The 12,605-nt window shown below is 64.3% G+C and carries 13 protein-coding genes; 4 read left to right on the top strand and 9 right to left on the bottom strand.

Annotation, left to right across the window (positions count from 1 at the left end; translation table 11 throughout):
• Positions 1–429: 429 nt before the first annotated feature.
• Entirely contained in the window at positions 430–1,074 is a 645-nt protein-coding gene (locus AAFX91_RS04955; RefSeq protein ID WP_394565758.1) for a response regulator, read from the bottom strand.
• A gap of 133 nt (positions 1,075–1,207) precedes the next feature.
• On the opposite strand from AAFX91_RS04955, the gene AAFX91_RS04950 reads away from it, so the two are divergent.
• Positions 1,208–2,485: a histidine kinase gene (locus tag AAFX91_RS04950; protein ID WP_394565733.1), complete on the top strand. Its 1,278-nt coding sequence runs from the start codon at positions 1,208–1,210 to the stop codon at positions 2,483–2,485.
• Between the two features lie 114 nt (positions 2,486–2,599).
• Here AAFX91_RS04950 and AAFX91_RS04945 read toward each other — a convergent pair whose 3' ends face one another.
• The 8 genes from AAFX91_RS04945 to coxB all read right to left on the bottom strand — a co-directional run bounded on the left by AAFX91_RS04945 (position 2,600) and on the right by coxB (position 9,170).
• Positions 2,600–3,376, bottom strand: coding sequence for an SURF1 family protein (locus AAFX91_RS04945; protein WP_394565732.1), 777 nt, complete (start codon positions 3,374–3,376; stop codon positions 2,600–2,602).
• Positions 3,373–3,762: a DUF983 domain-containing protein gene (locus AAFX91_RS04940; RefSeq protein ID WP_394565731.1), complete on the bottom strand. Its 390-nt coding sequence runs from the start codon at positions 3,760–3,762 to the stop codon at positions 3,373–3,375. Before AAFX91_RS04940 ends, AAFX91_RS04945 begins: the two co-directional genes overlap by 4 nt.
• Positions 3,763–3,838: 76 nt before the next feature.
• On the bottom strand, positions 3,839–4,735 hold the full coding sequence (locus tag AAFX91_RS04935) for a cytochrome c oxidase subunit 3 (RefSeq protein WP_394565730.1): 897 nt from the start codon (positions 4,733–4,735) through the stop codon (positions 3,839–3,841).
• Between the two features lie 49 nt (positions 4,736–4,784).
• The gene (locus AAFX91_RS04930; RefSeq protein WP_394565729.1) at positions 4,785–5,426 is read right to left on the bottom strand and encodes a cytochrome c oxidase assembly protein; all 642 of its coding nucleotides are present in this window, start codon (positions 5,424–5,426) and stop codon (positions 4,785–4,787) included.
• Between the two features lie 12 nt (positions 5,427–5,438).
• Complete coding sequence (locus AAFX91_RS04925; RefSeq protein WP_028167936.1) at positions 5,439–5,603, bottom strand: hypothetical protein; 165 nt, start codon at positions 5,601–5,603, stop codon at positions 5,439–5,441.
• Positions 5,604–5,621: 18 nt separating this feature from the next.
• On the bottom strand, positions 5,622–6,557 hold the full coding sequence (locus tag AAFX91_RS04920) for a heme o synthase (RefSeq protein WP_130582504.1): 936 nt from the start codon (positions 6,555–6,557) through the stop codon (positions 5,622–5,624).
• Positions 6,558–6,625: 68 nt separating this feature from the next.
• Positions 6,626–8,236 carry a cytochrome c oxidase subunit I gene (gene ctaD / locus AAFX91_RS04915; RefSeq protein WP_282532218.1) on the bottom strand — a complete coding sequence of 537 codons (1,611 nt, stop codon included), beginning with the start codon at positions 8,234–8,236 and terminating at the stop codon, positions 6,626–6,628.
• A gap of 94 nt (positions 8,237–8,330) precedes the next feature.
• Positions 8,331–9,170 (bottom strand): cytochrome c oxidase subunit II, encoded by an 840-nt coding sequence (gene coxB / locus AAFX91_RS04910; protein ID WP_130582505.1) that lies wholly within the window; start codon positions 9,168–9,170, stop codon positions 8,331–8,333.
• Between the two features lie 498 nt (positions 9,171–9,668).
• Between coxB and AAFX91_RS04905 the strand changes: the two genes are divergently transcribed.
• The 3 genes from AAFX91_RS04905 to lepB all read left to right on the top strand — a co-directional run bounded on the left by AAFX91_RS04905 (position 9,669) and on the right by lepB (position 12,503).
• Entirely contained in the window at positions 9,669–10,205 is a 537-nt protein-coding gene (locus AAFX91_RS04905) for an invasion associated locus B family protein (protein WP_394565728.1), read from the top strand.
• A gap of 103 nt (positions 10,206–10,308) precedes the next feature.
• A complete protein-coding gene (gene tldD, locus AAFX91_RS04900) occupies positions 10,309–11,733 on the top strand; it encodes a metalloprotease TldD (protein WP_282532219.1) in 1,425 nt (474 codons plus the stop codon).
• Complete coding sequence (gene lepB, locus AAFX91_RS04895) at positions 11,733–12,503, top strand: signal peptidase I (RefSeq protein ID WP_394565727.1); 771 nt, start codon at positions 11,733–11,735, stop codon at positions 12,501–12,503. Before tldD ends, lepB begins: the two co-directional genes overlap by 1 nt.
• The last annotated feature ends 102 nt before the right edge of the window (positions 12,504–12,605 follow it).

Genomic DNA, 12,605 nt, shown 5'->3' with positions numbered 1-12,605 from the left:
AGCGCCACCATAAAGGGTTTTCGCGCCAAGGGGAAACCGCTTCTTGTGCGGCGCTGCCGCAAAGCACGGCCGGCTGGCCGGCTTGACGGAGGTGCACCGTCAAGCGCGCTGGGATGCGCCAATCTATCGCTGGCTTCACGATGGCAGTCGCACTGCCGTTCTTTCTCGGGCCGTCAGGACGCGATGGATCGCCGATCTCTGGCGCCTCGGAACCATTGCCGCTTTTTCCCGTTTATGTCCGCCATCGAGGCAAGGGGAGCAGCGACCAGCGGCGTGGCCGATGCTCCGGCACGTTGCATCAGAACCGAAACAAGCTCTAGGAATCGCCTGCACCGCCCTGCTGTTCCCGAATTGCCCCGGCAGAAGCGAATGCAAGCGATGGGAACGGTCGCGCCTTCGGGCGCGACCAGTTCCGCAGGCGATTAAGGGTCAGCTCAACCCCATCTCGACGGCGATACGGATCAGATCGGAATGGCTCTTGGCGCCGAGCTTCTGCTTCAGAAGCGAGGTTGTGTTGGCGACGGTCTTGTAGGAGATGTTGAGCGCCGCGGCGACCTCGCCGATCTTGTCGCCCCGGCCGAGCAGTCGCAGGATTTCCAGTTCGCGTGGCGACATCAGCGAGGCCGGATTGGCCTTGATGGCGGCGCCCGAAAAGGTCACGGCCTCGGCAAGGTGCGGCGATATGAAATTGTCCCCGGCCGCGACCTTGCGAACGGCTTTCACGAACACCCTGGGGTCGTCGGTCTTCGAGACATAGCCCTGGGCGCCTGCTTCCACCGCGCGGACCACGAAGGCCGGATCGTCGTTCATGCTGAACATGATGATCCTGGCCTCGGGATCTTCCTTGCGAATCCGGCGCATCAGCTCGAACCCGGAAACATCCGGGAGGTTGATGTCGACTACGGTAACATCGGGCTTCTTGCTGACATAGGCGCGGTGCCCCGACTTGGCGTCGGTGGCTTCCTCGATCTTCACCGAGCTGTCGGAAGCGAACAAGGACCGGCACCCGGACAACACGACCGGGTGGTCATCGACAATCAATATTCTTGTGGCCGGTTTCGGCGTATCTTGCATCACTTGCATTCTGTATCCAGAACATAGATGGCCGGGAACCTGTGAAAAGGGAAAACCGCCGGAGCGAATTAGAATTATCCAAATGTGGAAAAGATGTTCGCTCCGAACGCGGTTCTTCCTTCCGCTCGGTATCATGTTCGTGGCCGCGCTCCTGGTCGGAGCGATTTCGCTACAGCTCTTCGTGCCGGAACAACTGTCGGACGAGAACGCACCGGCCGCACGTTCGGCCAGGGTGGTTGCAGACGCGCTCAACAGCGCGCTTGGGACCTCGGCCAATCCGCAAGCGACGCTGGATGCCTTTGCGCAGGCGCTAGGCACGTCCGAAGCCATCCGCTTCCGACCCGACGGCGCAAGCCGCCCGCCCCCGGTCGAGGTGCAAACCCCGATCGGACGGGTGCCACGATGGTTCGTGGACCTGCTCACGATACCGGAGATCGGCGCATCGTTCCCCGTCCGGATCGAAGGCAAGCAGGTCGGCCAGATCATTTTCTCGCCCGACCTGTCGGCCGATATCTTCGAGAAATGGATCGGCTTTGTTGCGATCACATTCTCCGCGGTCGCGCTGACGCTGCTTACCGGTATTATCGCCCATTTCACCGCCGGCGCCGCGCTGCGCCCTCTGCAGGATCTCGGCGAAGGCCTCACCCGCATGCGCGGGGGTGATTATAAGCAGCTCATCCCCCAGTCAGGCCCGCCGGAGATCCGCCGAAGCGCCGAGGAAGCCAACGAACTTGCCCGGACGCTCTGCCGGCTGAGCCAGGACAATCGAGGTTTGCTGCGCCGTATCGTCTCGTTGCAGGACGACGAGCGGCGCGACATGGCGCGCGAACTGCACGACGAGCTCGGACCGCTATTGTTCGGCATTCGCGCCAAGGCGGTTGCGCTGCTCGAAGCGATCCCGCATGGCAACCTGCAACTTGCGGCCTCCGCCGACGGCATCCTGCAATCGGTCGAAGCGCTGCAGCAGGCCAACCGCCGCATCCTCGACCGGCTGCGGCCGCTCTACATCCAGGAATTGGGACTGGAGAACAGCATCGAGACCTTGTTGCAGTATGCGCGCGCACAAGCGCCCGGGCTTAAGCTCGTCTCGCAGATCGACGGCAGGCTGAATGCGATCGAGGGGCTGCTCTCGCAAACCGTCTATCGCGTGATCCAGGAGAGCATCACCAACGTGCTGCGCCATGCCCGCGCCCGCTCGGTCACCGTGGAGGCTTCGATGAAGGCGGCGGAGCTGATCGTGGAGGTATCCGACGACGGTATCGGCCTTCCCAAGGACTCTGTCTTCGGCCGCGGGCTGACGGGGATGCAGGAACGGGCGCGCGCGCTGAGCGGCACGCTCGAGCTGGTGCGCAAAGACGGACGGACCATCGTGCGCTGCTGCCTGCCGGTCGGCGACAGCGCGCTTGGCTAGACCATGAGCTCGTAGCCCGGGTGGAGCGGAACGCGTAACTCGGGACATCTGCGTCGGTGTAAGCGGTCCCGGGTTACGCTGACGCTCCACCCGGGCTACGGTACTGCGTCCGAGCTACTCGGATCTGATCCGACGTTGGCCGCGAAACCACAATGCGAAGACGATCAGCACCGCCACGGCTAGCGTGAACCAGGTGATGGCGTATTGCATGTGGTCGTCCTTGAGATTGACCTTCAGCGGTCCCGGCTTGGGAATGCCGCTGTCGGGCACGGGCGACTCCAGATCGATGTAGAAGGGCGCGACTGTCTTGCCGCCCTCGCCCCAGCCAAGTGCGCTTGCCATCACCAGATGATTGCGGACGAACCACAGGCGCTTTGCCGGATCTTCCTTCGGCGTCAGCGAGCCGGCGCTTTCGGGAAAGCGGAGATAGCCGGTCAGCTTGACCGGTTCGCCCGTGATCAGGGGTGCGGCCGCCCGATCCTGCTGGGCACGATCCTGCATCGTGTTCTGCACGAAGCCGGCATTGACCACGACGATCTCGCCGTCAGGCAGGCGCGCCGGGAGAAACGCCCAGGTGCCGGAACCGGAAATGTCGTCGCGGACCGCGGAGCCGGAGCTGAACACCATCGCATCCGGCAGCTTCGCATAGGTCGCCGTAACCGTGACGCGGCGGAATTCGTCGCTCACCGGACGGAGCGCAGCCCATTGCGAAGGCTGCGGCAGCGCTTCGGGCGCCCCCGCCAGGCGCTCGTTGAGGGCCGCGATCAGCGCATGCTTCTCGACCCGGCGCTGCAATTGCCAGATCCCGAGGCTCGTGAACACCACCACCAGGATCAACGTGAAAATGCCGAAGCCGGCGGCACCGCGCCGGTACGAGGATGGTGCGGTCATTTCTGCTCGCGCTTGATCAGCCGGCCCTCCGCCGCCTTGTGGTGGAACTGGAGTGCGATCAGAAGCGATTTCATCGAACGCAGCGGCAGCAAGGTGGTGACGACGATGAGCGGCAGCCAGAGCACCGCATGCACCCAGAATGGCGGCTGGTACTTGACCTCTACGATCAGCGCGCAGGCGACCACGATCGCGCCGGCCAGCATGATGATGAAGATCGCCGGTCCGTCACCGGAATCGATGAAGGCATAATCCAGCTCGCAACTCTCGCAGCGCGGAGCGAGCGTGAGGAAGCCCGCATAGAGCTTGCCCTTGCCGCAGCGTGGACAGCGACAGGCGATGCCGCGGAGCGCGCTCTCGGTAACCGTCGGAGGAGTGTCGGCAGGCATCAAGTGGTTCGATCTTCGCTTCCAAAAACCAAAAGGGCGGCCGTCGGGCCGCCCCCTTCTAGCACATCGCGGCGGGTTAATGCGCGGCGTGCGCCATGGCTTCGGCGCCGCGGCCCCACACGTAGATGCAGATGAACAGGAACAGCCAGACCACGTCGACGAAGTGCCAATACCAGGCGGCGAACTCGAAGCCGAGGTGCTGCTTGGGCGTGAAGTGGCCGGCATAGGCGCGGAACAGGCAGACCAGGAGGAAGATGGTGCCGATGATCACGTGGGCGCCGTGGAAGCCGGTCGCCATGAAGAACACGGAGCCGTAGACATTGCCGCCAAACGAGAACGTCGCGTGGGCGTATTCATAGGCCTGCACGCAGGTGAAGGCCGCGCCGAGCAGCACGGTCAGGATCAGGCCGTATTTGAGGCCCTGGCGGTCGTTTTCCAAGAGCGCATGGTGGGCCCAGGTCACGGTGGTGCCGGAGGTGAGCAGCAGCAGCGTGTTGAGCAGCGGCAGGTGCCAGGGATCGAAGGTCTCGATGCCATGCGGCGGCCAGGTGCCCGGCACGGCGCAAGCTCCGGCGGCGGTGCCCGCACCGCAACCGAAGATCGCATCGCGAGCGGCATGGACCGGATCGGCCGGGAACAGCGCAGCGTTGAAGAACGCCCAGAACCAGGCGACGAAGAACATCACCTCGGAGGCGATGAACAGGATCATGCCGTAACGGTGATGGAGTTGCACCACGCGGGTGTGGTCGCCCTTGTACTGCGCCTCGCGGATCACGTCGCCCCACCAGCTCGCCATGGTGTAGAGCACGCCGATCACGCCGATGCCGAACACGATCGGCGCGCCCGTGAACATGTGATGCATCCAGCCGATGGCGCCGAAGCACATGATGAAGGCCGAGATCGAACCGACCACCGGCCAGGGGCTCGGATCGACGAGATGGTAATCGTGATGCTTGACGTGCGCCTCAGCCATTGCAGTCTCTCCGTTCGCGTGCCGTCAGGCACGTATTCGTCTCAGAAATTCAAAGATTGCCCTTGCGCTTGTCCTGCTCGCCGGAGGCCACTGGCTTCGGGACCGGATCGCGCACGGAATAGAAAGTGTAGGACAAGGTGATCGATTTCAGGCTGTCGTTCTCGCGGTCGGCGACCAGCGCCGGATCGACATAGAACACGACAGGCATCTCGCGCTTCTCGCCCGGCGCCAGGGTCTGTTCGGTGAAGCAGAAGCAGTTGATCTTCTGGAAATAGGCCCCGACCGTCAGCGGCGCGACATTGTAAGCCGCCTGGGCCGTCGTGGTCCGCGTCGACTGGTTGGTCACTGTGTAGAAGACGGTGACGACTTCGCCGATCCTGACTTCGATCTCGTTCTGCTCGGGCTCGAACTTCCAGGGCAAGCCCGGCGCGACATTGGCATCGAAGCGGACCTCGATCTTGCGGGCAAGCGGCCCCTCCACCGGCGCGGAGGTCGCGACCTGGGTGGTGCCGTTGAAACCGGTGGCGCGGCAGAACCAGTTGTAGAAGGGCACGGCCGCATAGGACGCGCCGACCATCAGCACGACGACGAAGCCGCAGATCGAGGCAACCACCGCGTCACGCGTCAACGTGCGGCGGGACGCCTTTTGGCTCGTGCCGGACTGCTTGGGCGTGGTCGTCTCTTGCGCCATCTCGATCACATCTCAGATCGGCCGCACCAGGACGGCCGGGCCCTTGACCAGGGTGACCGCGAAGAACAGCACAACCAGCACACCGAGCGCGAGCGCAATGGCGATCGAGCGCTGGCGGCGGCTCCTGAGCTGCGCCTCGGTAAGAACAATTCCTTCCTGCTCGCGTTTGTCATCCATTGCGTGTTCATGCGCTCCCTACCCGACCCATGCTGCAACGGTGCGGAAGGCAACCTCGATCAGCAAGGTCGCGAACAGCGCGAACAAATAAAAAATGGAGAAAGCAAACAATTTGCGGCAGGCGCGATTGGCTTCCTTGCCCTCGCGGCGGCGATAGACGTCGACCGCGAGCCACAGCATGCCCGACCCGAGCAGGAGCGAGGCCACGCCATAGACCGCATCGAAATAGCCGAGCGGCCACGGCGCCACCGCGATCGCGACGAGCACGATCGTGTAGAGCAGGATCTGCAGCCGGGTCGCGTCGGGACCGGCGACCACCGGCAGCATCGGCACGCCGGCGCGGGCGTAGTCGTCGCTGCGGAACAGCGCCAGGGCCCAGAAATGCGGCGGGGTCCAGAAGAAGATGATCAGGAACAACAGCACGGGCTCGATCGACAACGAGCCGGTTGCGGCCGCCCAGGCCACCACCGGCGGCAGCGCGCCGGCGGCGCCGCCGATCACGATGTTCTGCGCGGTCCAGCGCTTCAGCCACATCGTGTAGACCACCACATAGAAGAAGATCGTGAAGGCCAGCAGCGCGCCCGCGACCCAGTTGACGAGGATGCCGAGCGTCATCACCGAGAAGAACGCGAGCGTCAGGCCGAAGGCGGTGGCTTCTCCACTTGTGATGCGGCCGCGTGGGATCGGCCGGTTGGCGGTGCGCGTCATCAACGCGTCGATATCGCCTTCATAGGCCATGTTCAGCGCGCCTGAGGCGCCTGCACCGACCGCGATGCAGAGGATCGAGGTGAAGGCCAGCACCGGATGGACGTGACCCGGCGCGATCATCAGGCCGACCAGCGCGGTGAAGATCACCAGCGACATCACCCGCGGCTTCAAAAGCGCGATGTAGTCGCCGACCTCGGCCTCGGAGATCCGCGGCAACTCGATGGCGTTGTGATCGACAACCGACACGATAGATTCGTTCCCTTAAATCAAGCAGAGAGCGCGACGCGCCCGTGAAGGGCGCGTCGCTGTTTCCTTTACTGCACGCGCGGCAGCACTTCGAACTGGTGGAAGGGCGGCGGCGAGGACAGCGTCCATTCCAGCGTGGTGGCGCCGGCGCCCCACGGGTTGGCGGCCGCTTGCTCCTTGCGGACGAAGGCGTCGATCACACCGTAGATGAAGATCAGCACGCCGAAGCCGGAGATGTAGGAGCCGATCGAGGAGACCAGGTTCCAGCCGGCGAACGCGTCCGGATAGTCGACATAGCGGCGCGGCATGCCCGAGAGACCGAGGAAGTGCTGCGGGAAGAACACCAGGTTCACGCCGATGAAGGTGAACCAGAAGTGCAGCTTGCCGATGGTCTCGCTGTACATGTAGCCGAACATCTTCGGGAACCAGTAGTACCAGCCCGCGAAGATGCCGAACACGGCGCCCAGCGACAGCACGTAGTGGAAGTGCGCCACCACGTAGTAGGTGTCCTGCAGCACGCGGTCGACGCCGGCATTCGCCAGCACGACGCCGGTGACACCGCCGACCGTGAACAGGAAGATGAAGCCGATCGCCCAGATCATCGGCACCTTGAACTCGATCGAGCCGCCCCACATGGTCGCGATCCAGGAGAAGATCTTCACGCCGGTCGGGACCGCGATCACCATGGTGGCGGCGACGAAATAGGCCTGCGTCGCCGACGACATGCCGACCGTGTACATGTGGTGCGCCCACACCACGAAGCCGATGCCGCCGATCGCGACCATCGCGTAGGCCATGCCGAGATAGCCGAACACCGGTTTGCGCGAGAAAGTCGAGACGATCTGGCTGATCATGCCGAAGGCCGGCAGGATCAGGATGTACACTTCGGGATGGCCGAAGAACCAGAACAGGTGCTGGAACAGCACCGGGTCGCCGCCGGCGTCGGGGGCGAAGAAGGCGGTGCCGAAGTTGCGGTCGGTGAGCAGCATGGTGATGGCGCCGGCGAGCACCGGCAGCGACAGCAACAGCAGGAACACCGTCACCAGGATCGACCACACGAACAGCGGCATCTTGTGCAGCGTCATGCCCGGTGCGCGCATGTTGAAGATCGTGGTGATGAAGTTGATCGCGCCCAGGATCGAGGAGGCGCCGGCGAGATGCAGCGACAGGATCGCGAAGTCGACTGCCGGCCCCGGGTGACCCGAGGTCGACAGCGGCGCGTACATGGTCCAGCCGGCGCCGACGCCGTTGGCGCCCGGTTCGCCCTCGACGAAGGTCGAGATCAAGAGCAGCGCGAAAGAGGCCGGCAAAAGCCAGAACGAGATGTTGTTCATGCGCGGGAACGCCATGTCGGGCGCGCCGATCATCAGCGGCACGAACCAGTTGCCGAACCCGCCGATCATCGCCGGCATGACCATGAAGAAGATCATGATCAGGCCGTGCGAGGTCACGAACACGTTGTAGGTGTGGGACTCGTGGAAAATCTGCACGCCCGGATACATCAGCTCGGCGCGGATCGCGATCGACATCGCAGCCCCGATGATGCCCGCAATGACCGCGAAGATAAGGTACATCGTGCCGATGTCCTTATGGTTCGTGGAGTAGAGATAGCGGCGCCATCCGGTCGGATGGCCGTGATCATCATGGGCGTGATCGTGTGTCGCTGCGCCTGTTGCCATGTCCTAGATCCTTAAGCCAATTCCCTTTTGGACCTTTGCGGTCCCATCGCCCTTATTCTTCCGATGCGCGAAGCCCGCCCCCGGGCTTGCAGCCCTACTGCGCCGCCTGACCAACCGAGGCGTATGAGTTCGCCGGGTTGCTGGCAAATTTCTTCTTCGCGGCATCCACCCAGCTCGCGAATTCCTGATCCTCGACGACTCGCACCGCGATCGGCATGAACGCATGGTCCTTGCCGCACAGTTCGGAACACTGGCCGTAATACATGCCGGTCTTGGTGGCCTTGAACCAGGTCTCGTTGAGACGGCCCGGGATCGAGTCGATCTTGATGCCGAAGGCCGGCACCGCAAACGAGTGGATGACGTCCGCCCCGGTGGTCTGGATCCGGATCACCTTGTTGACCGGCACCACCATCTCATTGTCGACGCCGAGCAGCCGCGGCTGCTTGTCCTGGGCAAGCAGCGAGTCGAACTCGAACTTGCCGTTATCCGGGTAGGCGTAGGACCAATACCACTGCTTGCCGGTGACCTTGATGGTCAGGTCCGACTTCGGCACGTCGAGCTGCAGGAACAGGAGGCGGAACGACGGCACCGCGATGCAGACCAGGATCAGCACCGGAACCAGCGTCCACGCTACCTCGATCAGCGTGTTGTGGGTGGTCCTGGAGGGGACCGGATTCGCGCGCGCGTTGAACTTCATCACCACCATGACGAGCAGCGCCAGCACGAACAGCGTGATCACAGTGATGACCACCAGCAGGAAGTTATGAAACCAGACGATGTTCTCCATCACCGGGGAGCCCGCCTGCTGCAGGGTGACTTCCCAGGGCGCCGGCTGCCCCAATTCGGCGAATGCCGTCCCGCCGGTCGCGAGCGCCATGCCCGCTACCGCACCCCCCAGCAACCGCCGGCCCATCAGGCCCATCGACATCCTCATGCCGCTCGCGCTCCCTATGATTTATCCCCTTAGCACCCCCGCCATACGGCGAGGATGCAGCACGATCCGCCCTGACAAACGGCCTGCCGGACGCACCTTCGGAAAGTACGGGGCCAGATCGTTAGAACGCGTCGAAATCTAGCCTCTCAAACCATAATTCGCAGGCGCTCGCAATGCAGTAGTAGGGCCCCAAGCCATGCGCGATCGGCTATTCCCGTGATGTGACATTTTCTCGATAAATCAGGCGATAGCGGCGCTCCCGCGGGCCACGCCGCTTGACAGGGCGATTGCTGGATGTACCCACAGGCTGGGCGCTCCGCAGGAACCTGATTCGCGCGAAGAGCACCCACCACGGCGCGAGATTTGCTTGGGGATCGCCTTCAAGGCGCCGTCATTGCGGTATCAGTCGTTTTGCGTGCCGCCGGCAGCCGGGCAATGCACCGGACCTTGGCCGGGGAAACCAAGCCGGCATGGCCGGCCATCAAAGGATCGACCCGGATGGGCGCTTTGAAACATCACAGCGGACGTAGCTGGAGTGCCACCAACTGGCTGGGCGGCCTGCTAGCGCTCACGTTCATGTTGGGCCTGATGCAAGCGGCCCACGCCCAGGGGGCGGTGCGCTCGGTCCATGGCGATTGGCAGATCCGCTGCGACACCCCGCCGGGCGCCCAGAGCGAGCAATGCGCGCTGATCCAGAGCGTGGTCGCCGAGGACCGTTCCAATGCCGGCCTCACCGTGATCGTGCTGAAGACCGCCGACCAGAAGAGCCGCCTGATGCGGGTGGTCGCGCCGCTGGGCGTCCTGCTTCCCTCCGGGCTCGGCCTGAAGCTCGACAATCAGGACGTCGGCCGCGCCGGCTTCGTCCGCTGCCTGCCGAACGGCTGCGTCGCCGAGGTCGTAATGGACGACAAGCTGCTCGGCCAGCTCAGGGGCGCCAAGACCGCGACGTTCATCATCTTCGAGACCCCCGAAGAGGGCATCGGCTTTCCGCTCAGCCTGAACGGGCTGGCGGAGGGATATGACAAGTTGCCGTGAGGCAACCTCTCCCGAATTGCTGCAACAGCGCCTATCTTGATTGATGCTGTCCCGGCCAAGCCAAACATGAACGGGATGTAATTGCGTTGAATTCGGAGTCGTCATGACCAGTCCCGCCACAACCTCCCTGCTCGACCGCGCCAATCTCGACCGCGATGCCGTACGCCGCGAGGTCACGCGGGGGCTCCAAGGAGCGGATGACGGCGAATTGTTCCTCGAATTCGGGCAGACCGAGGCCCTGGTGTTCGACAATGGGCGGCTGAAGCAGGCGACCTATGACACCAGCCAGGGGTTCGGCCTGCGCGCGGTGAAGGACGACGCGGTCGGCTACGCGCATTCCTCGGACGTATCGCTGCCGGCGCTGATTCGCGCCGCCGATGCGGTGCATGCGGTGCGCGGCGGCTATTCCGGCAGCTTCGCCGCGGCACCGACGCACACGAATGTGAAACTGTACGGCGACGAGAACCCGCTGGATGCGCCGGGCTTCGAGGCCAAGGTCAAACTGCTCGGCGAGATCGACGCCTATATCCGCGACAAGGACCCGCGGGTGCGGCAGGTCTCCGCAAGCCTGACCGCGACCTGGCAGGTGGTGGAAATCGTCCGGCCGGACGGCGAGAGCTATCGCGACATCCGGCCGCTGGTGCGGGTCAATATTTCCGTGGTTGCGGGCCAGGGCGACCGGCAGGAGAGCGGCAGCAAGGGTTACGGCGGCCGCGAAGGTTACGCCCGTTTCATAGAGACCAAGGCCTGGCGCGACGCTGCCGACGGCGCGCTGCGCGAGGCGCTGGTCAATCTGGAATCGGTGCCGGCGCCGGCCGGCGAGATGGACGTGGTGCTGGGCGCCGGCTGGCCCGGCGTGATGCTGCATGAAGCCGTCGGTCACGGGCTCGAGGGCGATTTCAACCGCAAGAAGACTTCGGCCTTCGCAGGCCTCATGGGCCGGCAGGTCGCCGCCAAGGGCGTCACCGTGGTCGACGACGGCACGATGGCCTCGCGCCGCGGCTCGCTCTCGATCGACGATGAGGGCACGCCGACCAACCGCACCATGCTGATCGAGGATGGCATCCTGGTCGGCTATATGCAGGATCGCCAGAACGCGCGGCTCATGAACATGAAGCCGACCGGCAATGGCCGGCGGCAGAGCTATGCCCATGTGCCGATGCCGCGCATGACCAACACCTACATGCTGGCCGGGAAGAGCGATCCCGCGGAGATCCTCGCCTCGGTGAAGAACGGCATCTATGCCGCCAATTTCGGCGGCGGCCAGGTCGACATCACCTCGGGCAAATACGTCTTCCAGTGCACCGAGGCCTACAAGATCGAGAACGGCAAGCTGGGGGCGCCGCTGAAGGGCGCGATGCTGATCGGCAACGGGCCGACCGACCTCAACCGCATCACCATGATCGGCAACGATCTCGCGCTCGACACCGGCATCGGCACTTGCGGCAAGAACGGCCAGGGTGTGCCCGTCGGGGTTGGCCAGCCGACGCTGCGCATGGAGCGGATCACCGTAGGAGGAACCGGCTAGTGAGCAACGACGAAGTGGCGGTCAGCAAACCCACAAGCTGGCGTTCGCAAGCAGCTCAACTCGCGGCGATCGTCGCTGTCGTGTTCCTCGCCAAGGGCGCGATCGCCGAGCCGTTCTACGTGCCGTCGGGCTCGATGGAGCCGACGCTTTTGATCGGCGATGCGCTGGTCGCGTCGAAATACCCTTATGGTTACGGGACGGCCTCGCTGCCGATCCAGATCACGCTGCCGGAGTCGAGCGGCCGGCTGTTCGGCGAGCCGCCGCAGCGCGGCGACGTCGTGGTGTTTCGCTGGCCCGGCGACCGCTCGCAGGCCTGGGTCAAGCGCGTGGTCGGCCTGCCCGGCGACCGCATCCAGATGCGGCAGGGCCAGCTCTTCATCAACGACCATCCCGCGACGTTGAAGCCCGACGGCAGCGGCGAAGCCGAGGACGACCGCGGCCACACCGAGACCGCCTATCGCTATGTCGAGACACTGCCGAACGGCGTCAGCCACGCGATCTTCAAGATGCGCGACAACGGCCGCCTCGACAACACGCCTGAGGTCACCGTGCCGCCGGGAGAGCTGTTCGTGCTCGGCGACAACAGGGACAATTCCGCCGACAGCCGCGTCTCCGTGCGCGACGGCGGCGTCGGACTGCTGCCGGTCAACAACCTGATCGGCCGCGCCGACGCAGTGGTCGGCTCATGGGACATGGGCATCCGCAGCCAGCCGGTCTGGACCTGGCCGTCAGGCTTCCGGTTCGCGCGGTTCTTTACCTCGGTGCACTAGCTAGTAGACCCTCATGGTGAGGAGGATCGGGATAGGGGGAAGCCTCGCGGCTTCGCCCCTCCCACACCACCGGACGTACGGGTCCGTATCCGGCGGTTCGGT

The sequence above is a fragment of the Bradyrhizobium sp. 31Argb genome (assembly GCF_043638955.1).
Classification (GTDB): Bacteria; Pseudomonadota; Alphaproteobacteria; order Rhizobiales; family Xanthobacteraceae; genus Bradyrhizobium.
This window is presented reverse-complemented; position numbering and strand designations above follow the sequence as displayed.